General features: G+C 31.6%; 24 protein-coding genes. 12 read left to right on the forward strand and 12 right to left on the reverse strand.

Features of this window, described 5'->3' with window-relative positions; all coding sequences use genetic code 11:
* The first annotated feature begins 286 nt into the window (after window positions 1–286).
* Complete coding sequence (locus ACN0WI_RS15120) at window positions 287–1,576, forward strand: dipeptidase (protein WP_417887884.1); 1,290 nt, start codon at window positions 287–289, stop codon at window positions 1,574–1,576.
* Window positions 1,577–1,613: 37 nt separating this feature from the next.
* Here ACN0WI_RS15120 and ACN0WI_RS15125 read toward each other — a convergent pair whose 3' ends face one another.
* The 3 genes from ACN0WI_RS15125 to ACN0WI_RS15135 form a co-directional block, all read right to left on the reverse strand.
* Entirely contained in the window at window positions 1,614–2,336 is a 723-nt protein-coding gene (locus tag ACN0WI_RS15125) for a TVP38/TMEM64 family protein (RefSeq protein WP_417887885.1), read from the reverse strand.
* Window positions 2,336–3,193 carry an SdiA-regulated domain-containing protein gene (locus ACN0WI_RS15130; protein ID WP_417887886.1) on the reverse strand — a complete coding sequence of 286 codons (858 nt, stop codon included), beginning with the start codon at window positions 3,191–3,193 and terminating at the stop codon, window positions 2,336–2,338. Before ACN0WI_RS15130 ends, ACN0WI_RS15125 begins: the two co-directional genes overlap by 1 nt.
* A 142-nt stretch (window positions 3,194–3,335) precedes the next feature.
* A complete protein-coding gene (locus ACN0WI_RS15135) occupies window positions 3,336–3,980 on the reverse strand; it encodes a hypothetical protein (RefSeq protein ID WP_417887887.1) in 645 nt (214 codons plus the stop codon).
* Window positions 3,981–4,173: 193 nt separating this feature from the next.
* Between ACN0WI_RS15135 and ACN0WI_RS15140 the strand changes: the two genes are divergently transcribed.
* Window positions 4,174–6,495, forward strand: coding sequence for a transglycosylase domain-containing protein (locus ACN0WI_RS15140; protein ID WP_417887888.1), 2,322 nt, complete (start codon window positions 4,174–4,176; stop codon window positions 6,493–6,495).
* A 67-nt stretch (window positions 6,496–6,562) separates the two neighbouring features.
* Here the strand turns inward: ACN0WI_RS15140 and ACN0WI_RS15145 are convergent, their stop codons facing one another.
* The 3 genes from ACN0WI_RS15145 to epsC form a co-directional block, all read right to left on the reverse strand.
* On the reverse strand, window positions 6,563–8,077 hold the full coding sequence (locus ACN0WI_RS15145) for a DEAD/DEAH box helicase (RefSeq protein WP_417887889.1): 1,515 nt from the start codon (window positions 8,075–8,077) through the stop codon (window positions 6,563–6,565).
* Between the two features lie 96 nt (window positions 8,078–8,173).
* Window positions 8,174–9,061, reverse strand: a complete 888-nt coding sequence (cysM, locus tag ACN0WI_RS15150) for a cysteine synthase CysM (RefSeq protein ID WP_417887890.1) — start codon at window positions 9,059–9,061, stop codon at window positions 8,174–8,176.
* On the reverse strand, window positions 9,054–9,848 hold the full coding sequence (epsC, locus tag ACN0WI_RS15155) for a serine O-acetyltransferase EpsC (protein ID WP_417887891.1): 795 nt from the start codon (window positions 9,846–9,848) through the stop codon (window positions 9,054–9,056). The genes cysM and epsC overlap by 8 nt, the downstream gene beginning before the upstream one ends.
* A 197-nt stretch (window positions 9,849–10,045) precedes the next feature.
* On the opposite strand from epsC, the gene ACN0WI_RS15160 reads away from it, so the two are divergent.
* The 3 genes from ACN0WI_RS15160 to ACN0WI_RS15170 all read left to right on the forward strand — a co-directional run bounded on the left by ACN0WI_RS15160 (window position 10,046) and on the right by ACN0WI_RS15170 (window position 13,348).
* Window positions 10,046–11,239 (forward strand): MFS transporter, encoded by a 1,194-nt coding sequence (locus ACN0WI_RS15160; protein ID WP_417887892.1) that lies wholly within the window; start codon window positions 10,046–10,048, stop codon window positions 11,237–11,239.
* Between the two features lie 92 nt (window positions 11,240–11,331).
* On the forward strand, window positions 11,332–12,618 hold the full coding sequence (locus tag ACN0WI_RS15165) for an APC family permease (protein ID WP_417887893.1): 1,287 nt from the start codon (window positions 11,332–11,334) through the stop codon (window positions 12,616–12,618).
* Window positions 12,608–13,348, forward strand: coding sequence for a DUF4397 domain-containing protein (locus ACN0WI_RS15170; RefSeq protein WP_417887894.1), 741 nt, complete (start codon window positions 12,608–12,610; stop codon window positions 13,346–13,348). The genes ACN0WI_RS15165 and ACN0WI_RS15170 overlap by 11 nt, the downstream gene beginning before the upstream one ends.
* On the opposite strand, the gene ACN0WI_RS15175 is transcribed toward ACN0WI_RS15170, so the two are convergent.
* Both ACN0WI_RS15175 and ACN0WI_RS15180 read right to left on the reverse strand, forming a co-directional pair.
* Entirely contained in the window at window positions 13,345–13,860 is a 516-nt protein-coding gene (locus ACN0WI_RS15175; RefSeq protein WP_417887895.1) for a DUF6155 family protein, read from the reverse strand. The two genes, ACN0WI_RS15170 and ACN0WI_RS15175, sit on opposite strands and share 4 nt — an antisense overlap.
* A 2-nt stretch (window positions 13,861–13,862) precedes the next feature.
* On the reverse strand, window positions 13,863–16,091 hold the full coding sequence (locus ACN0WI_RS15180; RefSeq protein ID WP_417887896.1) for an FUSC family membrane protein: 2,229 nt from the start codon (window positions 16,089–16,091) through the stop codon (window positions 13,863–13,865).
* 173 nt (window positions 16,092–16,264) lie between these two features.
* On the opposite strand from ACN0WI_RS15180, the gene ACN0WI_RS15185 reads away from it, so the two are divergent.
* A complete protein-coding gene (locus ACN0WI_RS15185) occupies window positions 16,265–17,260 on the forward strand; it encodes an NADP-dependent oxidoreductase (RefSeq protein WP_417887897.1) in 996 nt (331 codons plus the stop codon).
* A gap of 71 nt (window positions 17,261–17,331) precedes the next feature.
* Here the strand turns inward: ACN0WI_RS15185 and ACN0WI_RS15190 are convergent, their stop codons facing one another.
* From ACN0WI_RS15190 to ACN0WI_RS15200, 3 genes are all read right to left on the reverse strand, one after another.
* A complete protein-coding gene (locus tag ACN0WI_RS15190; RefSeq protein WP_417887898.1) occupies window positions 17,332–18,078 on the reverse strand; it encodes an SDR family oxidoreductase in 747 nt (248 codons plus the stop codon).
* A 181-nt stretch (window positions 18,079–18,259) separates the two neighbouring features.
* The gene (locus tag ACN0WI_RS15195) at window positions 18,260–19,318 is read right to left on the reverse strand and encodes an ArsO family NAD(P)H-dependent flavin-containing monooxygenase (RefSeq protein WP_417887899.1); all 1,059 of its coding nucleotides are present in this window, start codon (window positions 19,316–19,318) and stop codon (window positions 18,260–18,262) included.
* Between the two features lie 48 nt (window positions 19,319–19,366).
* Window positions 19,367–20,080, reverse strand: a complete 714-nt coding sequence (locus ACN0WI_RS15200) for an SDR family oxidoreductase (RefSeq protein WP_417887900.1) — start codon at window positions 20,078–20,080, stop codon at window positions 19,367–19,369.
* A 250-nt stretch (window positions 20,081–20,330) separates the two neighbouring features.
* Between ACN0WI_RS15200 and ACN0WI_RS15205 the strand changes: the two genes are divergently transcribed.
* The 4 genes from ACN0WI_RS15205 to ACN0WI_RS15220 all read left to right on the forward strand — a co-directional run bounded on the left by ACN0WI_RS15205 (window position 20,331) and on the right by ACN0WI_RS15220 (window position 22,507).
* Window positions 20,331–20,657: a hypothetical protein gene (locus tag ACN0WI_RS15205; protein ID WP_417887901.1), complete on the forward strand. Its 327-nt coding sequence runs from the start codon at window positions 20,331–20,333 to the stop codon at window positions 20,655–20,657.
* Between the two features lie 75 nt (window positions 20,658–20,732).
* Complete coding sequence (locus ACN0WI_RS15210) at window positions 20,733–21,353, forward strand: YqaA family protein (RefSeq protein ID WP_417887902.1); 621 nt, start codon at window positions 20,733–20,735, stop codon at window positions 21,351–21,353.
* A 109-nt stretch (window positions 21,354–21,462) separates the two neighbouring features.
* Window positions 21,463–22,245, forward strand: coding sequence for a DUF1206 domain-containing protein (locus tag ACN0WI_RS15215; RefSeq protein WP_417887903.1), 783 nt, complete (start codon window positions 21,463–21,465; stop codon window positions 22,243–22,245).
* Window positions 22,246–22,348: 103 nt separating this feature from the next.
* Window positions 22,349–22,507, forward strand: coding sequence for a YqaE/Pmp3 family membrane protein (locus tag ACN0WI_RS15220; RefSeq protein ID WP_417887904.1), 159 nt, complete (start codon window positions 22,349–22,351; stop codon window positions 22,505–22,507).
* 51 nt (window positions 22,508–22,558) lie between these two features.
* Here ACN0WI_RS15220 and galE read toward each other — a convergent pair whose 3' ends face one another.
* On the reverse strand, window positions 22,559–23,599 hold the full coding sequence (gene galE, locus ACN0WI_RS15225; RefSeq protein WP_417887905.1) for a UDP-glucose 4-epimerase GalE: 1,041 nt from the start codon (window positions 23,597–23,599) through the stop codon (window positions 22,559–22,561).
* A 154-nt stretch (window positions 23,600–23,753) separates the two neighbouring features.
* Here galE and ACN0WI_RS15230 point away from each other — a divergent pair, with 154 nt between their 5' ends.
* The gene (locus tag ACN0WI_RS15230; protein WP_417887906.1) at window positions 23,754–24,041 is read left to right on the forward strand and encodes a DUF3817 domain-containing protein; all 288 of its coding nucleotides are present in this window, start codon (window positions 23,754–23,756) and stop codon (window positions 24,039–24,041) included.
* The gene (locus tag ACN0WI_RS15235; protein ID WP_417887907.1) at window positions 24,038–25,330 is read left to right on the forward strand and encodes a mechanosensitive ion channel family protein; all 1,293 of its coding nucleotides are present in this window, start codon (window positions 24,038–24,040) and stop codon (window positions 25,328–25,330) included. The genes ACN0WI_RS15230 and ACN0WI_RS15235 overlap by 4 nt, the downstream gene beginning before the upstream one ends.
* The last annotated feature ends 11 nt before the right edge of the window (window positions 25,331–25,341 follow it).

Raw genomic sequence — 25,341 nt, forward strand, 5'->3', positions numbered from 1 at the left:
ACTTATTTAATTGAAATTATAGTTGTTGTATAAAATATTTTAATTTAAAAGAAAAATATTCAGATTTTAGAATTTTGAACTGTTTGTTATAAGTAACAATATCTTAAAAATTAGTATTATAAAAATACAATCATTAGTTGTTTAAATACTATTTTGAGGTTCTTTATTAAAGAAAAAAATATTGGAGATTTCATAAAAAAACATCCTTATTTCCTATAAAATGTATTCAAGCTTACTGTTTCAATTTTTATGCTTAATTTAAACTATTCACAACAAATAAACTTTTATGAAATTTAAGAAAATTACCGTATTGGCGCTCCTAATAATAGCCAATGTAAGTTTTGCCCAAACTATCAACCAAGATTTAATTCAAAAAGCAAAAAAAATACATAAAAAAGTAATCACAATAGATACTCATAACGATTTTAATGTAGCTAATTTTACTGCTGATACCAATTACACTCAAAATTTAGACACTCAAGTAAATCTCCCTAAAATGGAAGAAGGAGGTATTGATGTATCTTGGCTTATAGTCTATACTGGCCAAGGTAATTTAGATGAACAAGGTTACAAAAAGGCATATGCAAATACAATTGCTAAATTTGATGCCATACACCGCTTAACAGAAGAAATAGCTCCTGATAAAATAGGTCTTGCTACTAACTCTAACCAAGTTAGGGCTCTAGTAAAAGAAGGAAAAAAAGTGGCTATGATTGGTATTGAAAATGGATACCCAATTGGAACCGATATCAATAATGTAGAAAAATTTTACAATCTGGGCGCTCGATATATGTCCTTAGCTCATAATGGGCATAGTCAATTAAGCGATTCGAATACGGGAGAAAAGAATAATGAGTGGCTACATAACGGTTTAAGTGATATAGGGAAAGCTGTAATTGAAGAGATGAACCGTTTGGGGATGATGATCGATGTTTCGCATCCTTCAAAAGAAGCAATTAAACAAATGTTCGAGTTATCTAAAGCTCCTCTTATAGCTTCACACTCTTCTGCTAGAACTTTGTGTGATAATAGTCGAAATCTAGATGATGAATTGTTAGCACTTTTTAAAGAGCATGGAGGTGTGGTACAAACAGTAGCATTTAGTTCCTACCTAAATACTGAAAAACACAATGCTTATGCTGAAGCTAAAAATAACATTTATAAAAAGAAAGCTGCTGAACTTAATTTCGAAATTCTTCCTTGGGAAGAAGTAAGCAAAATGCCAGAGGACGCTAAAAACAGCTATTACGATACTTATAAATCGATTGTAAAAGCTAATAAAGATGAAGTCGAGGTATTAAAAGATGAAATTAGCCCTGTCGACGTTTCAGATTTTGTAGATCATATCGATTATTTAGTAGCAAAAATTGGTATTGATCATGTAGGTATAAGTTCAGATTTTGATGGCGGTGGAGGAATCGATGGTTGGGAAGATGCTTCAGAATCTTTTAATGTAACCTTAGAATTAGTAAAAAGGGGTTATACTGAAGAACAAATAGCTAAACTTTGGGGAGAAAACTTATTAAGAGTTTTAGATGAAGTGCAAGCTGTTGCTAAACAAATTCAGAATACCTAATTTTAGTATAAACTTGAAAAATAAATCGTCATTTAATTTATTTAGATGACGATTTTTTATTTTTACGTTTCTTTTTATCCCACCATACATAGGCGCCAAATATCAGTAAACTAAATATAGAGCCCCATAACAAACCGGTTTTTAATTGATCGGTATCTCTTCCTAAAATAGCTATAAAAATAGTTAGTGGAGCAATACCTACTAACGTTGCACCTATAAACTTCCAATAATTCATTTTTAAAATTCCACCTACAAAACTGATGGCATCGTTAGATAAAAATGGGTTTATTCGAGTTACTATAATAGCCCAAAATCCATAATCATCAATAAAATCGGCAATTTTTTTTTCGTTGTTCTCTCCTATTAATTTTTTTACAATTACCGGTCCAAAATATCGCCCAATAAAATATCCGATAGAACTAGCTGAAAAAACTGCTCCAAAGACTATTAAACTTCCCCAAATTGGTCCGTAAGCTATAATAGAGACAACCATTAATGCTAAAGATGGAATGACTATTAAAAACATTTGAGCAATCATTGCTAAAATTAAAACAACAGGTCCCAACCAACCAAAACCATCTACCCATTCTTTAATTTTTTGTTCATCTCCACTCGTTAAAACGTTCCAAGAATTATTTAAAAATTCTTGAACAGAAGGAATAAAAAAATAAGCGGCTATTATTAATAGAATAAGCACTACTGAAACATACAGTGGTGCTTTACTTTTGCTTACAGAGGTTGTTTCTATATCCTTCTCCATCAATTTTTAAGCTTTACTTTTAAAATATTAGCGGGATCGCTATGGCCTTCATTAGATATAAAAAGATTGCCTTTACTATCGAAAGAAATTCCTTCTGGTTGGTAGAATTTTTCTCGATTTAATAGATAAAGTTTTTTCGTTTCTCCCTCTGGGGATAATATTAATAGTTTTGGATTTCTAGCATCAGTAACATAAATCTCTTTGGTTTTAGGATTTATTTTTACCTCAGAAGGCATCATTATTTTTAATTTATTTTTTGTTTGTACGTTTTTAAAAATAGAATCTTCTAAATGTATCTGATATACAGGTTTCTTTTGTAATTTCTTGCTATTTAAATTAAAAGCATAAATCCCTTTTGTTGAATGATTTACCGGATCTCTATCTTTTACTGCGACTAATAACCTATTATTTTCTAAATCGGCACATAAACCTTCAACATTGTGTTTGGCCTTTAAAAATGTCTTGTGTTTTATTACTTTTCGGTTATTTGTTCTGTAGTTTTCAACTTCAAATAAAATACCATCGCTTCTCATAACAAATGCATTATTTTTAAATAAAGCGATGCCTTCATAATCTCCGATTTTACCAAACTTTATTTCCTTTTCAATTTTATTTTCAGCAAGATTATAAATAAAGATAATACCCTCTTCATCTTGAATACAAGCTACATGAGTATCATCTATAAAATCTATTCCTGAAACTTCTTCTAAGCGGTTAGGTAGATCCCATTTTTGCTGAATCTCATATTCTTCAGTGAAATCTTCTCGTTCTATATTAAATGGAAAATCTACTGTGTAATAAATAACTGCTACAATACCTATAATAACTAGGGTTATAGCTGCTGCAATTTTATTCATTATAATTTTTCTTAATTGGTTTACATCAAATTTTAGCTATGTATAATTTTTGATAGTAAACAAATATAATGTCCACAAAATAGATTATGCTTAAATATTTTATAAAGCCTATAAAATTTAAATACTTATAGCTGACTTTACATTAATCATTAATAACCTCAGAAAGTAAACTTTCTAATTTATTAGCGGTAGTAGTATTCTCGATTCCTATTTTAGTTTCTAAATACTTTTTTATTTCTGTTGAAGTAAATTGATAGGTCTCCCGAAGCCCTAAAATAATCTTTTCTAGATAAGAAGGATGAGGTTGATTTACTTCATTTTTTAAAAAATTAGCATTAGTAAAACTGAAAACAGGCATTTCTTCTTGAAATCCTAAAAATAAAATCCTATTATACCATACATTAGTATCTAAATCTATATATCCGTGCTCTATTACTTTTTCAAGATCTATTTTTAGTTCTCCCTCTATACCTATTTCTTGTTTAACCAAATCAATAAATTGATCTTTAGAAATATTGTAGATTTTACTAAAGGTTTTGATACCTTTACTTGGTGTAGGTTTTATAAATGCTGCTCCACCACCACTCCATGTTTTAGCGCTTTTAGCAAAATATAATTCATGATTTATTAAATACGACCTGTTTTCTTTTGGCAATGATTTATCTGTACAGCCTTTATACGTTTGCTTTGCACCTTTTGGAGTCCCTCCACCAATGTAACATAGAAATCGATCTTGCATAAGGTTAGAACCATAACAAGCATACCAAATACGTTCAAATTTCTTCATATATATTTTTTAAGAACATACTAAAATTTGATTGAAAATAGCTAGCTATCGGTATTATTTATCTTCAAATTGAGAAATACTAGTTTCTATGATTATATAGCATACTGGTTTTAACAAAATATTTAAAATTACCTTAAATTGAAATATTACTTTTTGAAGTATTCGTTTATTTGCAATTATTATTTATTAAGGTATGGCAAGACGTAAAAGAAACGTATTTTTAAAAGGTTTACTTAAATTAATTTTAACCCTAGCAGCACTTTTTCTGTTATTCTTCACCAGTGTTTATATTGGTTTATGGGGGAAAATACCTTCAGAGAAAGAATTAAGTGAGCTTCGGCAAAATAAAGCCACACAAATACTCGCTAATAATGGAGAATTAATAGGTAAATTCTATATTTTCGATCGACAACCTATACAATTTAAAGATTTACCTAAACATTTAATTAATGCACTAATTGCTACCGAAGATGCTCGTTTCTATGAACATAATGGGATCGATAATCGGAGTTTATTACGTGTTTTATTTAAAACAATTTTGTTACAAGACCAAAGTTCCGGTGGTGGAAGTACTATAACATTACAATTAGCCAAAAACATCTATGGCAGAAAGGATTATGGAGCCCTTGGCATTCTTGTAAATAAATTTCAAGAAGCTATTATGGCGAAAAGAATTGAAAATGTGTATAGTAAAAACGAGATTATAACACTTTATTTTAACACCGTCCCTTTTAGTGATAACACTTACGGAATTGAAAGTGCTTCTTTGAAATTTTTCGGCAAACATGTTAAAGATCTCAATATTGAAGAAGCGGCTGTTTTGGTGGGAATGCTTAAAGCCTCGCATCGATATAATCCAAGAATTTTTCCGGAAAGAAGCCGTTTGCGCCGTGATGTTGTGCTTTATCAAATGAAAAAATACGGATATCTTACAGAAAAAGAAACTGAAAAATATATGAAGAAGGACCTAGTGCTGAATTATAAAAATTATAGCAATAAAAAAGGTTTAGCTCCATATTTTAGAGAACAAATCCGTAAAGATCTAAGTGAGGTTTTAGATACCATCAAAAATAAAGATGGGGAAAAATATAATATTTATCGCGACGGACTTATAGTGCATACTACACTAGATTATAAGTTGCAAAAAGTTGCGGAAGCCTCTATAAAAGAGCATATGGCAAATCTGCAAAAGCAACATGAAAACTCGTATGGTTCTCGAGCTCCATGGTTAACTAATGATGCTATTTTAAAAGACGCGATACACAAATCTAAAGCCTATAAAAATTTAAAGAAAGATGGAATGTCTGAAGCAAAAATCATGAAAGAGCTTCAGAAGAAAAAACAAATGGAACTATTTGAGTACAGCGGAACGGTAACTCGACAAGCCAGTACAATAGATAGTATTAAACATTATTTAAAATTTTTAAATGCTGGGCTACTTTCGGTAGATCCAAAAGATGGAGCTGTAAAAGCTTGGGTAGGTGGCGTTGATTTTAGATATTTTCAATACGATCATGTTTCGCAAAGTAAACGCCAAGTAGGCTCTACATTTAAACCTATTGTTTATACTACTGCTATTGAAAATGGAATTAAGCCTTGCACCTACTATTCTGGTAGAGCTGTAACTTATAAAGATGGTTGGAAACCTACAAATGCTTCTGCAAGTGAAGATGAAGAAGATTTAAATTATAGCATGAAGTATGCATTAAGCCATTCTATGAATACTATTGCAGTTAAAGTATTAATGGATGCCGGGATCTCAAATGTTATTGCCGTAGCACACAAAATGGGGATAAAATCTAAATTACCTAAAGTTCCTTCAATAGCATTAGGTACTGCAGAACTAAATATGGAAGAGCTTACAGAGGCTTATACCAGTTTCGTAAATTCAGGAAAACCTTCAAAACCATATTACATAACAAAAATAGAAGATGGTTCTGGTAATTTATTAGCAGTTATAAAACCTTCTAAATTGCAAAAAGCTGCATATTCGGAAAAAACTAGAGAAATTTTGGTGAATATGATGCAGGGTACAGTAAATGAAGGAACAGCGACACGCCTTAGAAGTGTTTACGGTTTAAGAAATGATATTGCTGGTAAAACCGGAACGACACAAAATAATAAGGACGGTTGGTTTGTTGGATTGACACCTAATTTAGTAACTGTAACTTGGGTAGGAAACGATGACCATAGAATAGGATTTAGAAATACGAGAATTGGTCAAGGAGCCAATTCTGCCTTACCTATTTTTGGTAAAATGATCCAGAAGATGAATGCAGACAATTATTTTAAAAATATTACAAATGCACGTTTCAAAAAACCTTCAGCTGATGTTGCCGATTTATTAGATTGTGAGCCTATAAAAAAAGACGGTTTCTTAAAGCGCCTTTTTGGAAGTAAAAAGGATAATGCTGAAGAAATTGATATGAATAAGCCCGTAAAAGAAGAAAAACAAAAAAAGAAAAAAGGATTTTTCAGTAGACTTTTTGGCAGAAAAAAGAAAGATAACAAATAATAGCTACTTTTGACTGAAATAAAAAAGCCTCGCATTTTCGAGGCTTTTTTATAATTCAGGATAGAATTTAAAATTCTTTATTAATTGCTAATCGTAATTTTCTAGAATAATCTTCTTCTAACCAATCTCTATAGTTTTTAGTACTTTTAGAGATACAGTATGAGTATTGTTTTATACGAGAAGAAATATCGGGTTTAAGCTCTTTAGCAAGAATACGAGCATCAAATACATCTTCGCTATTTTCTACACACATTTTTACATGCTGTTCCATAGACCATTCTAAAACTGCTTTCGATTTTAATCCCTTTTTAATTACCTCATCATAAGCCTTTTCAACATCAAAGTCTACCTCTTCAGATTTCGAGAATTGTTCACGAAGTTCTGGAGGCATTTGATATTTAAACTCTCGTTCTATTTCTTCATCACTTAACAGATTTTCAAAATAGAAATCTGGAGAACGGAAAATTTGTTTCCAATCTACCGGAGAGCTCCAATGGCCAAAACGCGCCATATTATTACCAAGATCGATTACAGTAAAATCTGTTTTACCAGGCAATACGCGAGAACCACGACCAATCATCTGGAAATATAAGGTTAAAGATTTGGTTGCTCTATTTAAAATTATGGTTTCAACAGAAGGCTCATCAAATCCGGTAGTTAAGATACTCACTGAAGTAACAATTGCTCCAGGAGTATGCTTAAACCACTTTAAAATATCTTTACGATCTTGTTTACTGGTAGTATTATCTAAATGTCGAACAGGGTAACCCGCATTTTTGAATGTATAATATACTTCTATAGAAGTATTAATACCATTATTAAATATTAATGTTTTTTTGCCTTTAGAGCGTTCTAAATAAGCATTCAACAGCTTTTCCTGCATTGTCATATTGGTATATAACTCTTCAGAAGATTTTACTGTGTAATCCCCATTCATACCAACTTTAAGAGAAGACAGGCCTACATTATAGCTAAAAATATTTGCTCGAGCTAAAAACCCTTTACTAATTAGAGAAGAGATAGAATCTCCAACAATAAGCTCCCGATAATTATCTTTCATTGGGAGTTTAATATTAGAACTAAGCGGTGTTGCTGTAACTCCTAAAATAAAACACTTTTCAAAAAACTTAAATAATTTTCTAAAACTATTATAGTGGGCCTCATCAATAATAATCATCCCGATATTTTCAAGATCTAACTTATCATCATGAAGACGATTATTTAGAGTTTCTACCATGGCCACAAAACACATGTATTCATGTTGATCGGGTAGATCTTTAACCTTACTATTAATAATTTTATTTTTTACCCCAAAATCAGTAAGCATTTTATTAGTTTGCTTACAAAGCTCGATTCTGTGTGTTAAAATAAGTACTTTCTTTTCGGTACGTTGTATATATTCTCTAACTATCTCAGAAAATATAACTGTTTTTCCTCCACCAGTTGGTAATTGATACAGTAAATTATAGTGTTCAGGATTCTCGTCGATAATCTGAAAAATCTTATCGATATCATTCTTCTGATACCCGTATAATTTTTTATCTACCTTCTTAGCACTTATACCTAATTCTGGAATTTCCATATACCCTGTTTTGATCTGCAATTTTGCAAAATTAACTCATTTTTCAGGTTTATAGAAATTATGCTGGTAAAAATCACAAAATTTGATGGTAATTGATTAGTTTTCAAACAAATCAGATGACAAATATCGATCTCCTCGGTCGCAAATTATGCTAACTACCACTCCTTTTTCTAAATTTTCGCATAATTTAAGCGCAGCGGCTGTAGCTCCACCACTACTCATTCCAGCAAAAATTCCTTCCTCTTTTGCTAATTTCTTTGTCATTTCCCGGGCTTCTTTTTCGCTAACTTCTATTACCTGATCTACTTTTTCAGCATTAAAAATCTTCGGAAGATAAGTTTTGGGCCATTTTCTAATTCCGGGAATACTTGAATTATCGGTTGGTTGCACTCCTACTATTTGAATATCTTTATTTTTTTCTTTTAAATAAGTAGATGTCCCCATTATAGTTCCTGTAGTTCCCATACTCGATACAAAATGAGTGACTTTTTGATTGGTATCTTCCCAAATTTCAGGACCAGTAGTTTTATAATGTGCTTTCCAATTATCGTCGTTACTAAATTGGTTAAACATAAAATACCCTTCTGAAGTTATTTTTTCTTCAGCATAATCTCGACTTCCTTCAATCCCTTTTTCGGCACTAGTTAAGGTTACTTTAGCTCCATAAGCGCGCATAGTTTGGACACGCTCTTTAGTAGCATTTTCAGGCATCACCAATTCAATATCTAGTTTAAACATTGCTGCAATCATAGCTAATGCAATTCCGGTATTACCGCTTGTTGCTTCAATTAACTTTGATTCTTCAGTAATATCTCCTCTTTCTAGTGCGCTTTTAATCATATTATAAGCAGCACGATCTTTAACACTACCTCCCGGATTTTGTCCTTCTAATTTAAAATAAAGCTTAACATTAGGATTTTTAATTAAGGTTTTGGCTTCAACTAACGGGGTGTTTCCTATTAGTTTAAATATTGATTTATCCATTATTTGAAGTATTTTTTATTTTTATTTGTGGAGTGTGAGATACCATAGAATTTGCCGGGACAGATTTTGTTAACCAAACATTTCCACCAATTATACTATTTGCGCCAATTGTGGTATCACCACCCAATATTGTGGCATTTGCATAAATAGTTACATTTTCTTCTATGGTTGGATGGCGCTTCGTATTTCTCATTTTTCGATCTACGTATAGAGCACCTAGAGTAACCCCCTGGTAAATTTTTACGTTGTTTTTAATTACTGCAGTTTCCCCAATTACTACTCCAGTAGCATGGTCGATGAAAAAAGGAACACCTATTTGAGCTCCCGGATTAATTTCGGTACCGGTAATTCTGTGTGCACATTCCGACATTAATCGTGGTACTAGAGGTAATCCGAATTTATAAAGTTCATGACTCAGTCTATAAATCGCAATAGCGTAAAATCCTGGATAGCCTAAGTATACTTCTTCTAATGAATTAGCTGCGGGATCGTTATAAGCAATTGCTTTGGCATCTTCATTCAACTTCATTAAAATTTCGGGTAATTTTAATAAATATTCTTCCCAAATATTTCGGCATGGGGTATTGGGTTTCCAGCAAACTAAATCTGCTAATGCTTCAAATTCTTCTTGAAGTTCTTTTAAACTACTTTCTACAGGTGTGTTTTTATCAAAAAGAGTATAAAATAAATGCTTTGTAAAATTTTCAGTGCGTTCTTTTATTTCAAACTGAAGATTGGGTAATTCTTTATTATTTTTTATCTCTTCAATTATAGATTTTAGATTCATTAGTATTGTTTAATTGCTTGCTGTTTTAATTCAAAAATAAGTATTCATTTGGAATAGTCTTCATTTTTGACAAAAGCTTTCAGCGTAACCTATAGAAATACTTGGTTACTACTAAAAGTTAATTAAAAAACGACTGATTATTCCTTTATCCTCCAAACACTAATTAGTAAATTTACTGTTTTATTAAAAATTAAAATTTGAAAGAATTTTACAGGTTTATAAAAATAAATTTCAGAAAAATAAGTTTTGGTTGGCTCCTTACCTTTTTATCTAGTTTTGGGCAAACTTTTTTAATTTCTTTATATGTACCTCATCTTACAGCTAGCTTTGCTATAACAAAAGGCTCTTTTGGTGCTCTATATGCAGGTGCTACCGTCATTGCATCGGTTGTGATGCTTACTGTGGGTCACACGGTAGACCATAAACCTATAAAAAAGGTTACTGCTTTTACTATTCTTGGTTTAGCTACGGCCTGTATTTTATTAGGAGCGAGTACAAATGTATTGCTATTAGGCTTGGCGCTAATTATATTACGCCTTTGCGGACAAGGCTTGTTAAGCCATATAAGCATGACAGTAATTTCAAAATTATTTATTCAAAACCGAGGAAAAGCACTTAGTTTTTCTTCCTTGGGCTATTCTGCAGGAGAAGCCTTATTGCCTTTAGTAGTTTCTACAATTATTGCTTTTTTTAATTGGCGAGTAGCCGCTATAGGCAGTGGGGTTATATTGTTATTATACTTAATTCGGTTAAAATTTACCGATTTATCGCATTTTGATGCTTACCTACAACCTAATCAGTCCCATTCTTCAAAAGAACTAATAGTCGATTTTAAATCAGTTATTTTTGATCGTAAATTTTCTATTTTAATGCCGGCTATTTTCTCTATAAGCTTTATAAATACAGCTATTTTCTTTTATCAATATGTATTTGTAGAAGAGAAAGGTTGGTCTCCAACTTTATATGCTAGTTTTTTTACAGCATATGCTGCAACCCGCTTTTTATTTTCGTTAGTAAGTGGCGTTTGGATTGATAAGTTTACAGCCAAAAAATTATTTCGTTTTTATTTAATTCCACTTTGCTTAGGTTTACTTTGTTATGCTTTTATTGATTCTATTGTAGGAGCGCTTTTATATTTAATTTTAGCAGGAATTAGCACAGGCTTTTCCGGAACAGTTAAAACTTCCATTATTGCTGAGGTTTATGGAACAGAAAAAATGGGGGCTATTCGTAGTGTTTTTACTATGTTTATGGTAATAAGTACAGCTTTAGGGCCATTAATAGTTGGTACATTGATAGATGCTAATTTTCAATTATCAACAATTATTTTAGTTTTGTTTGCTACTTTAATTTTAGTAAACCTTAATTCTCAACGAATTGCTCGTATTTAAATTAAAAAAAGTTTTACATTCTTTATCATTCTATTAACCCGAATAATTTTAGATAGCCATTGTATCCTAATAATTTTGTCAAAAATTAAACAATGGCAAAAAATAACTCGGGCACATTAGGGTGGCCTTCGGTTTGGGCTTTAGCTGCTGGCGGTATGGTTGGCGGTGGTATTTATACAGCATTAGGGGTGGTGGTTTCGGTATCGGGCCAATGGGCTTGGTTAAGTTTTTTAATTAGTGGGATTATTGCTGCAACCAGTGTTTATTCTTATGTAACTTTAGCCAATAAATTTGAAGAAAGCGGTGGCGCCTTTACCTATTTACGTGAAATAAATAAAGAAGGAATTGCAGGTTCGTTATCATGGTTATTGCTTTTAGGCTATGTATTAACTATGGCTGTTTACGCTTTTGCATTTGGGCACTATTTATCTTTTGCAATTAATGCAAGCCCCTTAATAACTCGTTTATTAGCTATAGGCGTAATGGTAGGTTTAGTAGCTTTAAACTTAGCAGGTGTTACCAAAACAAAAAAAGTAGAAATTGCCATTGTCTCACTTAATTTAATTTGTTTAATCGGGCTAGCTATAGTGGGATTTTTGAGATGGGATAGCCTTAAATTACTTTCAGGTATCGAACCTAGGCCACTTTGGAGTGTACCAATCGGTGCAGCTAGTATTTTTATGGCATATGAAGGGTTTCAGCTGTTAACTTACGAATATTCGGATATTAAAAAACCTAAGAAAATTTTGAAGCCTACTATAATGTTTGCCATTGGGTTTGTGATTTTAATTTATATAGCTGTTGCCATTGGTGCTACAATGTTAGCCGGTGCGCTAACAATTATTTCTCAAAAACAAGTTTCGTTATCGGTAGCGGCTCAGGATGCATTAGGAACTCCGGGGTTAATAGTAATGACGGTTGCAGCTGTTTTCGCTACTGCTGCAGCAATTAATTCTACCTTGTTTTCAAGTGCCAAATTAGCGAAGCGTGTTTCTGATGATAAAGAATTACCTTCTTTTTTCGATAAAACAAAAAACAATGTGCCTTACCGCTCTGTAATTTTGCTAGGTGTTTTATCAACTATTTTAGCAGTAATCGGAAAATTATCGTCTTTAATAGAAGCTGCCAGTATGATTTTTTTAATCACTTTTGGAACTGTAAACATTATCGCTTTACAATTTATTGATAAATCTAAAAAATGGATTCCTTATTTAGGGATAGGATCTATAGTTCTGGAGGTATTAATAGCCAGATTAGCAATTGTAGCTCCGGTTCAGTTAGGTATTTTGGTTTTTTTAGCCCTTCTTATAATTATAGGAAGACCGGCAATGGTTAGTAATTTTTCGAAATCTAAAAACAATAATAGTGATGATGAATAAGCGGTTTTATGTACTTTCAATTCTTGTTTTGTTAAGTTTATCTTGCCAAAATAAAAAGGATGTATCACCACAATTTAGAATGGTAAATACCAGTGATAAGTCGATTAAAATCGATGTATCGGCTAAACAAAAAGGACAAAAGGTATTTGAAATTACTCCCTTTTCAGTTTCAGATTATAAAAGCTTACCAGCAAATATTTATAAGTTAGCGATTTTAGCAGATAAAAAGCCTGTACTTAATAAAGAATACGGATTGGCTTCTGAAGAAAAATATACCGCAATTTTTTATGGTAAACCCGATTTATCATCTACACTAAACCAACAAACTACCACTAACAAGCTTCATTATATTTTTGCAGGATCAGAAAACCATATTAAAAATGGCTTTTTACCAAAGTTGTTTTTATTTAGAGATCGAATTAAGGTTAATAGTGGGCAATCTAGCATACGAATTTTTAACGCAGCAGTAGGCACCTCTCCACTAACAGTACGCTTAAAAAGAAAAAATGAATCTAAACAATTAGTAAAGGAATTGGCATATGGTAAACCTATGCTTTCTACTTCTGTAAAAAAAGGAAAAGTAACTTTAGAAGTGTTATTAAGTAACAGCCCTAAACCTATTTTAACTAAGCAACTTACTTTAGAATCTAAAAAGATTTATACGCTGGTTATTTTAAAAAATGAAGAAAATATTTCAGTTAAAGTGCTAACAACTCAGTCTGACGACTAATCTTCAAATTGAATTGAAATTTTTAAAAAATCATTTGCATTTGGCCAATCTTCATTATCAACTCGATAGGTGTATTTTAGAATCCGGTTTCTATATTCAGCAATTATTCCATTTTCAATAATATACTGGCAAGCCTGAGAAAAGAATTTAAACATGGCTTTATAAAAGGCTTCAGGATTTTTAGACTGATCTTCTTCAAAAGTTTGTGCTATTTCTAAATTATATAACATCAAATCTGCAGTAATAAATGGATCGACTCCTAATTTTTCAAAATGTTTAATCCATTTCTGAGCAATCGATCGTCGGGCCTTTGCTCGTTTTCGAGTATCTGGAAAATATTCACGGCTAATTTTGACTTTAGCGGTGTTAAGTAGCTTTTCTTCTTGTGGATTAAACACAAAATTATAAAAGGTTTTAACCTCATCTAAACGCTCATACAAATCGATTAACTGTTCTTCCAATTCCTCTTTAGAAAGCGAGGCTACATATTTTTTTAATGCTCTTTTACTCATTATTAATTTTCGTGCATTTTATAAGCTGTTTTCCGAATGTTTTTCGAAATATCAAGCAGCCATTGTAATTGATTCATAATTAATTGGGCTTCTTGTAATTCCGGATGAATGTATTTGTTTTCATCGGAATTGTTTTGTTGCTTATTTTTTAATAATTCTTGATAATGTTCATTAAAATTAGTACGTGCCATATCTAAAGAAGCACCATCTGCTTTTTTTTGTTTGGAAAGTTGCTGTAGGCCTTCTTCTGCATTAACCAAATTATGGCAAATTTGTTCAGTGAAAATTTTAAAATTTTCAGATGCTTCAGTCGTGTTATGATTTCGGATATACGTACCCATTGAAGCTAATGCTGAAAGAAACGTCTGATTTAAACTCACCATTCGATAAGTTAGGCCTACATCTTTTTGCTTTGATTTGGGTTCTTGTGTCATCCGCTGAAAAGCGGCACTCAAATTTCCCATTTTTAAGAATGATTTTTTTCGGCTTAGTTTATAGCTTAAAGGCAGTTCCTCTTTTTTAGTATAAAAATTGACAATTTCTTTAAAAAATTCTCGATTTGCAGTTATACTAATGTTTATAGTTTCCCGAATATTATTAGATTCCCAAGCAGGCCATAAAACTAAATTTCCTAAAGCAGCTAAACCGGCACCTAGCATAGTATCTAAAATTCGATATTCAATTACCGAAATAACATTTGGTTTTAAAAGGGCATAAATAAAAATGATACTAAGCGTAATAAAGGTAGCGGCAACCGTGTAATTTTTTTGAATCAACGCAAAAGCCATAGTCAACGAAAAAATACCTAAAATGCCATAAATAGTTGTATTTTGAGTTAAAAAAACTACACCTATAGCAATTATACCTCCTATAATTGTGCCGATAATCCGTTCTTTTGTTCTGGATTTTGTAAGCCCATAATTGGGACGCATAATCACGACAACTGTAAGCAAAATCCAATATGCATTTTGAATTGAGAAAATAGATCCTAACGAAAAACCAATTAATACAATTAAGGTTAGCCGCAAGGCATGCCTGAAAATAAGTGAATCGAAATTAAAATTTTCTCGTAATATTTTAAAGGAGTAATCTTGAGGCGTGATAAATTTAACAGCCTCATCCGGTTTCATAAATAGCCGATTTTCGTTTTTAATATTATGGATAACATTAAAAATAGTCGTAATTTTTTGGTATTGCTCTTCTTGATAATCTAACAAGTTTTGTAAAGTGTAACCATATTCACTATGTTCAGTCTGTTCTTGTTGAAACTTATTGATAATTTCACGAGCCTTTTTCAACTTTTGTGTCAAATTTAAATTTGAAACGCGTTTTTTAGTTTCAATAGATGCGGACATCGCTTTAAGCTGTTGCCCCAATTCAAAAGAAAGACCTCCAAACACCTGCAAATTCGATTTATCGTGATTTAAAAAGGCCTCCATTTGCTTGTAATTTACCGGATTAGCCATTCCTAATTCTAATATATCAACCAATTCGATAAAAATGAGCAATCTTTTTCTAGAATATCCCGAGTTTCCCGAAAGTTTTCTAGAGCTAATTAAAACTTCACGTAAAACTTCATGTTTTTGATTCAGATCATCGGTTAATTTAAATAAGTGATCTTGTAATTGCTCTCGTTGTTTTGGATATACTAATAAATTAGCTCTTGTTTGTAAATAATCCCCTGTTAATTCAATACATTCTGCTAATAACTGTTCCGTTTCATGTTTAGGCCTGATCCAATGCCACAACAAGCTTAAACATAAATACCAAATTCCGCCAGCAGTTATTAATAATGAATGAACCCAAATAGGCATTTCACTATTTACATTTGCAAAACTTAAAACAACAGCCATTAAACCAGCAAAAGTTACCATAGATGCTCTAAAACCATATACCGCTAGATAAGAAATGCAAAACACCATAATTACCATTACCGGCAATAATATATAGATGCTTGCTTGGGCATAACCTAAAATGGTAGAAGTTATTCCTGCTATAACAGATGCCGTTAAAATCCCTAACACTTTATGTTTGGTGGTTCCAGTTACATTTGATGGAGAAACTAGTAAACAACCTACCGCCAAAGGAATTCCAATACTAGCTAAATTAAAAGCATTGAATATAGCAATAGCACTAGCCCCACCTAAACTAAGCAATAGTGCTTTTATGAATTCTGTACTTCGTAAAAATCTGAAAATGGCATTCGAATATTTAGGAATAGGTTCTATCAATTTTTTGAAATTTTAATAATATAGTGTTGCTAGATACAAAAGTATCAAAATCAAAATGGTATTTCTTAAATAATTTATAAAGCAAAAGGAATATGCTAAACCTTTAAGTTTTAATTAGCACGCGAGTTTTTGTGCTAGATTTTGTTTAAGCTAATTTTGTGGAAAAAGAAACTATGAATAAGTTAATAACATTAGAAGAACGACCAGAAGGAAAACCTTCTGAATCTAATTTTGAAATTAAAACAGAAGAAAAACCAGCTCTTAAGGAAGGTGAAATTTTGTTAGAGTCGAAATTCATTTCCGTAGATCCTTATTTACGAGGACGTATGAATGATGGCGATTCATATATTATACCTTTTAAATTACACGAACCTATGTCTTCTATGGTAGTGGCTGAGGTTGTTGAGTCTAAAAATGAAGGTTTTGAAAAAGGAGCTTATGTGAGCGGAATGCTTCAATGGAAAGAATTTCAGACTCACGATGGAAAAGGTTTAAATAAAATTGAGAATAAAAATGTGCCACTTTCTGCTTATTTAGGAGTATTAGGTTTAACAGGACTTACTGCATATTTAGCATTAGATACTATAGGAAAACTAAAAGAAGGAGAAACACTTTTAGTTTCTGGTGCAGCTGGAGCTGTTGGTAGCGTTGTAGGCCAAATAGGTAAAATTAAAGGATGTAAAGTTGTAGGAATTGCTGGAACCGATGAAAAAATAGCACATATAAAATCAAAATTTAATTTTGATGCTGGCATCAATTATAAAACAACTGATGATATGGCTAAAGCCATTGCTGAAAATTGTCCTGATGGTGTAGATGTTTATTTTGATAATGTAGGAGGCAATATTTTAGATGCTGCAATGCAAAATATTAATGATTTTGCTAGAATAATAAATTGTGGTGCTATTTCTATTTACAATAAAGAAGAGGTTCCAAAAGGAATGCGGTTAGAAGGTATTATGGTTAAAAAACGTGCCCTAATGCAAGGTTTTATTGTAAGAGATCACTACGAACAATTTCCTGAAGCTATTAAGCAATTAGGAGAATGGTTGGCAGATAGTAAATTAGATTTTGATGAAACTGTTAGAGAAGGTTTTGAAAATGTACCAAAAGCTTTTCTAGAGATTTTTGAAGGAAAGAATTTAGGTAAAATGGTAGTTAAAATGTAATCTGTAAGATAATTAATCATGAAAAAGGCGCTTTAAAAGCGCCTTTTTTTATTCTGTGATTTAAAACCGATTTATTGTGGTTGCTCTGTTGGCATAATATAAACTTCGTTAATATTAGCTCTTGCAGGTTGTGAAAGCGCATAATAAATAGCATCAGCAATATCCTGAGCTTGTAACTGACTTATATCTCCTAAAGAAGAGGCAAATCCTTCTTTAATCTCTTCATCTGTAATTGTTTCGGTTAGCTCTGTTTCTACCGCACCTGGCTCTATAGATGTAGCTTTAATACCAAAATTTGGTGCTAGCTCCATACGTAACCCTTCAGTAAACATTTTTACTGCAGCTTTTGTTGCACAATAAACAGCTCCACCTGGATAAATTTTATTTCCGGCTGAAGAAGATATATTTACAATATGTCCAGACTTTTGTTCTTTCATTGTAGGTAAAACGGCGGCTACTCCGTTTAATACCCCTTTTATATTTACATCTACCATTGTATTCCACTCATCGGTATGTAAATTTTTAACATAAGATAAAGGCATCAATCCAGCATTATTAACCAATCCATCTATACTTTCAAATTCTGCTTTTGTTTTTTTAATAATGTTTTCAAAATCTTCTTTTTTAGTCACATCTGCACTTACTACAAGAGCCTTACCACCATCTTTTTCGATTTCGGCTTTTAATTCTTTTAATCGTTCTTCTCGACGTGCAGTTAATACTACATTAGCTCCTTTACTTGCTAATTTTTTAGCTGTAGCAGCACCTATTCCACTTGAAGCTCCTGTAATTATTATTGTTTTCCCATTAAGTTCCATAACAGTTTTTATTTTTATTAATTATAGGGATGAAGTTACTTTTTATGAATAGGCTATTCAAATACAAGCCAATGTTTAGCTTGGTTTTAACTAAAAATATATACCTATGTTAAGTGATTTTACAAAAAATAATAAAATGAGATTATTTAATTTAAATTTTTATTAATAGTAATAAATAGACTTATGAATTTAGAAAATCTTGAATTTCTTTAATCGTTTTTCTGGCAGATCTCCCTACTCCTATTAATGTTGCAGAAGCATAACCCGTCCATTGACCGAAACCTACCAACCATAAACCGGATTGCTGTTTTGCTGAGGTTCCTATAGTTTCGATTTTACCATTGGGATTTACGGAAACTAGATTTCGAAGGTAATTGGTTGTAAAATTAAATCCTGTAGCCCAAATAACTACATCTATTTTAGTTGATGTCCCATCTTGCCAAATAACATGGTTTTCAGAAAAACCAGCGATAGTGTTATATTCTTTGTATACATTTCTCTCATAAGCTTCTTTTACATTTGGTACCATTACAATACTATTAAGATTGTAATTTTTTGAATTGTATTCTTTTCCTTCTTTTTTAGCTTTATATTTTGCGGTAGCTTGATCGAACAAATCTTTTCCATCTACATTAGCTGGCAAAAAAGCAGGTTTGTTTTTTACAGCCCAAAATACAGAGGTCACTTTTGAGACTTGTGCTAAAATTTGCGCAGCACTATTACCTTCTCCAACTACTAAAACACTTTTATCTTTATAAATATTAGGATTTTTATAGGAGGAAGAATGAAGCTGTTGCCCTTTAAAAATTTCTTTTCCTTTTATTTTAGGAATATAGGGTGATGATTGAGTCCCGGTTGCTGCAATTATTGTTTTTGCTTTATATATTTCTCCATTATTTGCCTCTAACTCGAATAATTGATCTCGATAATTAACATTCTTAATATTTACAGTTCTTTTTATTGGAAGAGAATATCTATTCTCGTATTGACATAAATAAGAAATCACCTCTTTTTTTGTTGGATATTCATTTTTTTTAGTTGGCATTTGCCAGCCGGGTAACGAACTATGTGAAGCTGCAGAAAACAATTGTAATTTATCCCAATTATTAGCCCAAGCACCGCCACATGTTGTATTAGCATCTAATAATAGAAAATTAAGCTTAGTCTTGCGTAGATAATATCCACAAGCTAATCCGCTTTGTCCCGCTCCAATTACAATTACATCAAAAATATCATTCATAATAATAAAAAAGGCCGCTTTTTACTAAAGCAGCCTTTATCATTTAATTTATTTTTTTGGAGGTTGTGCTGGTCTTACTTCTATTTTACTAGGCAGAGTCCTCGGGTTCATTTTTAATAAATCTACTACCAATTCTCCAATATCTTCTTTTTGAATTTTCCAAGCATCATCTTCACTTGGTGTGTGTCCGTTAAAATGCGTAGCTACCGAACCAGGCATAATGGTACTTACTTTTACACCTTTTTGTCGTAAATCTAGCATAATAGCCTGTGAAAAACCAGTAACACCAAATTTACTGGCATTATATGCAGCTCCGCCTGCAAAGAAATTAGTACCAGCTAAACTTGAAATAGTGATTACATAGCCTTCAGCTTTAATTAATTCTGAAAGACTTGCTTTTACACTATAAAATACCCCAGTCAAATTTGTTTCTATAGTGCTATTCCATTCTTCTGGTGTCATTTCTTCAATAGAATTGAAATTTCCTACACCTGCATTTGCAATTAATACATCTAATTTCCCTAATTTCTCTACTGCTTTCTCTACTGCTTTTTGCTGACTTTCAAAATTTCTTACATCAGCCTCCAAACCTATAATGGTTCCTTTACTACTTAATTCTTTTGCAGCCTCTTCTGCTTTTTCTAAGGATCGGCTAGTAATGGCTACTTTAAATCCTTGATTTAGTAAAGATTCTGCTACACCGTAACCAATACCTTTACTTCCTCCTGTTATAAATGCTACTTTTCCTTCTAAAGAATTCATTTTATTTTTTTTTAATTTTTGGTAATCTACTAAAGCACTTAAAATATGTAAAATTTTGATTGGTAAGATATTGTTAATTTAAATCAAAAACCTTTATTAATTTTGGTGTTAAAATGTTTCATAACCATTTTAAAAATTTATTTTTGCATGCGGCTTGAGTAATGCTGCTCCAAAGTTTAATCTTAATAAATACAAGTTCTTGGAAAATATTAAAGCTCAAAAACTGCTTAACAAAATTCAGAGAGATTTAATGCGTAACGGCATTATTTTAAACACACTAGTTGAAGATCTTAAAGATCTTCGAAAATTAGTTGTTGAGGAAAACATACCACTACTTGCAAAAGTTATCCGACTAACTTTTGAGCATTTAGAGGAGTATCAATCATTTAACGTTCCTATTCCGGATGATGATCCAATAGAAGATGATCTTGAAAATGAAGAGGTTCGTGTTGAAGAAGAGATAACTGGACAAGAAAGTCTAGATTATATGCTTTCTTTAATGGTAGATCATCAGAATAAAGTAAATGAACTTGAATTGCGTGATTACGTAAAAGAGTTTAATGACTATAAAGGTTAATTTACATAGCCTTTTCTTTTCTGCAGATGTATAGTCCGGCTTTTTAAGGCCGGATAAACCCGAAATTGTTTTAAAATGAAAGATAATCCGCGTAAGAAAAGGAATAAATCGCGATTACGCCTTTTACATCAATATTATAAGTATACTGGTTTTTATAGTTTTGTATGGAAAAGTTTGCGTAAAGCAATTATACCTATACTCTTATTTTTAGGGGTTCTATGGGGATTAGATCGTTATATTATTGATGTAGAAGATACATTGATTACTATAACAGATACCTATCCTCCGTATGCGATTTTGGCGATATTTTTTGGGAGTGAGTCCTTATTAGGACTTATTCCTCCGGAATTATTTATTGCCTGGTCTGGTAAAACTGGTTATCCGGTAATTTACCTATCGCTATTAGCTACAGCTTCATATTTAGGTGGAATTATTTCTTACTTTATAGGAATAGGAATTACTAAAATCCCTGCCGTTCATAAAGCTATTGAACTTAAAATGTCTCAACATATTAAAAATACCCGAAAATGGGGTGGCTTTTTAATAATTGTTGGTGCATTATTCCCTATTCCTTTTTCCATGACCTCTATTGCTGCTGGTATAATTCGATTTCCTTTTACTAGTTATTTGCTATTTGGACTACTCCGTTTTATCCGTTTTTATCTATATGCGCTAGTGATTTTTAAGATGGTATAATTAACTATTTATAACATAAATAGGCTATTGTATTTAAACTTCTGCTAAATGTTTAGAACACACAATTAATTTGAATTAATTTCCCTTTTAACCAAACCAAAAGAGAAAAATGAATTCAAATTTAAAAAGAATAGCACGTACCGGATATGCTGCTAAAGGAACGGTATATGCAATAACAGGTGTTCTAACGTTTTTAGCAGCTTTTAATATGGGCGGAAAACAAACTGGTAAGTTTGATACCTTAAATTTTTTAGAGAAACAGCCTTTCGGGAATGTTTTATTAGTATTAATCGCTATTGGTTTAATTTGTTATGTAATCTGGCGTTTTATACAAGGTTTTCAGGATCCTGAAAACGATGCAAACGGAAAAAAAGGTGTTGCTAAACGAATTGGATTTTTTGTTAGTGCTATAATTTATTCAGCTTTAGCTGTATCGGCAATTCTCAAAGTTATTAATGCAGGAAGTAGCTCTAGCGGATCAGGAAGTAGTTCTGGTTTATTATCTGGACAAACTGGTATATATGTGTTTATAATAATTGGTGTAGGTGTTATTGCCGGTGGTGTAGAACAAATGATTAAGGCTTACACTAAGAAATTTTTAAACAAATTCGATTATAAATCAATTTCAGAAGAAAAAAGAAGAAAAGTTATAAAGAATACAGGATTAATGGGACTAATTGCCCGTGCTGTAATTTTCTTTATTTTAGGATACTTTTTTATTAGAGCTGCAATTACTTCAAACACATCTGACATTAAAGGAACAAAAGATGCCTTTTCATTTTTACAAAACTCTTCTCATGGGCAATATTTACTAGGAGCTGTAGCCGCAGGATTAGTATGTTATGCCCTATATATGTTTATGATGGCTAAGTACAGAAAGTTTAAAGCATAAGTTAAGGTTAGTTAAACTAAATATAAACAAACCAAATTATTACAAATGATATATAAACTTATGTAGTTTCGCTTAAAAACATACTAACCAAAAATTAATAACTATGTCTATTTTAACAATACTGTTAAATATTCTATTACCACCATTAGCTGTATATATGAAACATGGTGTAGGTACCACTCTTTTAATTTCTATAATATTAACAATTATTGGGTGGGTTCCCGGTGTTATCCATGCATTTTTAGTGAATGGTACAAAATAATAAAAAAGGCGCTTAAAGCGCCTTTTTATTTAACTACTTTCTGCTAAATTATTAATTGTTTACTTCCTCTTTAGAGTTAACTTTTTTCTCCCAATCCCAAGCACTTTTTAAAGCATCGTCTAGATTTTGTTCAGCTTTCCAACCTAGTATTTCTTGAACTTTTGTGGTATCAGCATAAGCAGCAGTAACATCTCCTTCTCTACGTGGAGCCATTTTATAGTTCAATTTTTCACCAGTAGAACGTTCAAAAGCATTAATAACTTCTAAAACTGAATTTCCTTTACCTGTACCTACATTAAAAACTTCAAAATTTGGAGCTTTTTCATTTTCTAATAAACGTTGTAATGCAACCACATGAGCTCGAGCTAAATCCATTACATGAATATAGTCTCGAACACAAGTACCATCTGAAGTATCATAATTGTCTCCAAATATTGATAATTGTTCGCGCTTACCTATTGCCGTTTGCGTAATGAATGGTACTAAATTTTGTGGAGTTCCAATGGGAAGTTCTCCAATTTCTGCTGTAGCATGTGCCCCTATAGGATTAAAATAACGTAGAGAAATGGCTTTTAAACCATCAGCAACCTTGCAGGTATCGGTAATAATCTCTTCTCCTATTTGTTTTGTATTTCCGTAAGGCGATTGTGCTTTTTTTACCGGAGCATTCTCACTAATTGGTAGTTCATCAGCTTGCCCATATACGGTACAAGAGGAACTGAAAATTAATCTAGCCTGTTGCTTTTCAGATAATTCTTGTAGTAAATAAATTAAGCTAGCAATATTGTTTTCATAATACAATAAAGGTTTCACGACGCTCTCTCCTACTGCTTTAGAAGCTGCAAAGTGTATAACTCCCTCTATATCATTATATTTTTCAAAAAATTCTTTAACCTTAGATTTTTCACGTAAATCTAATTTTTCGAAAATTGGTGTTTTTTGGGTAATTTTGGTGATACCTGCTAATACATCTATTGAACTATTAGATAAATTATCGATAATAACAACATCGAAACCTTTTTCTTGTAGTGCGACTACCGTATGAGAACCGATAAAACCTAAACCGCCAGTTACTAAAATTTTTGCGCTCATAATTTAGTTGATTAATACGCAATTTACTTAAAATTTATTAATTTTTTTAGTTAGAATTTGGTTTGTTATCGCTTATAAACACTTGTTTTCTATTTGAATTATTTGGGATAAATCAAAAACCATCTCTTATATTTGTAGTTCAAAAAATCTCCTCATGAAAACAGCACAAACCATAAAACTATTTAAGATAATTAGTACTTTAGAGGCAATTTCGTTTTTACTTTTATTACTAGTAGCTATGCCTCTAAAATATATTTGGGGAATGCCACAAATGGTTCAAGTTTTAGGAATGGCACACGGTATTTTATTTGTACTCTATGTTTTAGGAGCCTATTACATGTATGAGATATTAAATTGGAAGATAAAAAGCTTATTAGTAGCAATATTCTGTTCTGTAATACCATTCGGTCCATTTTATGTTGAAAGAAAAATGCTGAAATGATCCAATTTGAACAAGATATTAAGCATTTAGCCTGCTTTTTAGAAAATTTTCTAATTAGAAATGGAGCCAACTACCAAGTTGCTCATTTTATAAATTTACTTTTAAATTTAGCCATTTTAATTGCACTTACTATAGGTGCTAATTACTTGGTAAAACGTTTCGTTATTCAAGCTTTTAAAGCTTTTACAGACTCTACTAAAACTACATTTGACGATTTTTTAATTCAGAGTAAATTTCCAAAATACGTAGGGCAAATAATTCCGTTACTTATTTTATATTATTTAACACCTGTTGTTTTTGTAGATTACCCTTCAATTTTAGGGATTTTTGATAAGCTGTTCGATATTTATGTTATTATCCTTGTTATTTGGATTTGTCGTAGTTTCCTACGTTCATCCAAAAACTATTTAAATACTTTAAAGCAATACAACGATAAGCCAATAGAAAGCTACATCCAAGTAATTGTCATTTTAGTCTGGGTGGTTGGGCTTATGTTTATTTTTGCTGAAATCACCGGTAGAACAGTAGAAAGCTTTGCTATATCTTTAGGAGCTGTTTCTGCAGTTTTATTATTGATTTTTAAAGATACAATCCTTGGTTTTGTAGCTTCTATACAAATAGCGGTAAATGATATTGTACGAATTGGAGACTGGATTACTTTTGAAAAATACGGAGCTGATGGAAATGTAACAGATATTAATCTAGCCACAGTACGCGTGCAAAACTGGGATAATACATTTACAACTATTCCTACATATAGTCTTATTTCAGAATCTTTTCAGAATTGGAGAGGAATGTTGCAATCACCAGGAAGGCGAATAAAAAGAGCTATCTATATTAAGCAAAATTCAGTTAAATTTTTAAATGAAGAAGACTTAAAAAATTTAGAAAACATTAGTCTTATTCAAAGCTATATTTCAAAACGACAAGAAGAAATTAATAAATATAATACAGAACATCATATAGATAAAAGTTTGCCTTTAAACGGTAGAAACCAAACCAACCTTGGTATATTCAGAAAATATATAGATTCTTATTTAAACGAGCATTCAGCCATTCATAAAGAGCTGTATAGTATAGTGCGTCACCAAGCGCCAACAGATAAAGGAATTCCAATCGAAATACTTTGTTTTAGTAGAGATAAGCGCTGGGAAAATTTTGAATATATAACGGCGGATATTTTTGACCATATTATAGCCGCTATCCCTTATTTTGATCTGAAATTATTTGAGTCTCCTTCCGGAGACGATATCACTAAATTGGTTAGTGTTAATACTGTTAAAAAGTGATACTTATATAA

It is taken from the genome of Zunongwangia sp., from assembly GCF_048269745.1.
Taxonomy (GTDB): Bacteria; Bacteroidota; Bacteroidia; order Flavobacteriales; family Flavobacteriaceae; genus Zunongwangia.